The sequence below is a fragment of the Clostridium sp. E02 genome, from assembly GCF_003833015.1.
Lineage (GTDB): Bacteria > Bacillota > Clostridia > Lachnospirales > Lachnospiraceae > Lacrimispora.
This window is the reverse complement of record NZ_RJLQ01000080.1, coordinates 1-397: the sequence shown is the minus strand read 5'-3', so window position 1 is coordinate 397 and position 397 is coordinate 1. Positions and strand designations below refer to the sequence as shown.

The window sequence follows — 397 nt, the reverse complement described above, 5'->3', positions numbered from 1 at the left end:
ATCTGAAGAAGAGAAAGCAAAAGCGAAAGATGAGAAATTAAAGCAACAAGAAGAGAACGAAAAGAAACAAAAAGAACAAGCACAAAAAGATAAAGAAAAACGCCAAGAAGCTGAAAGAAAAAAATAGTATAGGACTGAGGCAAAGACAATGCATAAATTGATTATAAAATATAACAAACAATTGAAGATGCTCAATTTGCGAGATGGTAAGACATATACTATTAGCGAAGACGAGCGTGCAGATATTACGTTGAAATCGTTAGGCGAAGTCATTCATTTAGAACAAAATAATCAAGGTACTTGGCAAGCGAATCATACTTCTATTAATAAGGTGCTTGTTAGAAAAGGTGACCTTGATGACAGTACATTACAGCTTTATACAGAAGCTGATTATGCA

General features: G+C 33.5%; 1 protein-coding gene. It reads left to right on the top strand.

The window, feature by feature from the left end; genetic code table 11:
• Window positions 1–148 precede the first annotated feature (148 nt).
• Window positions 149–397: FtsK/SpoIIIE N-terminal domain-containing protein (locus EFT72_RS19025; protein WP_164473231.1), on the top strand; the 249-nt coding region annotated here is incomplete at its 3' end.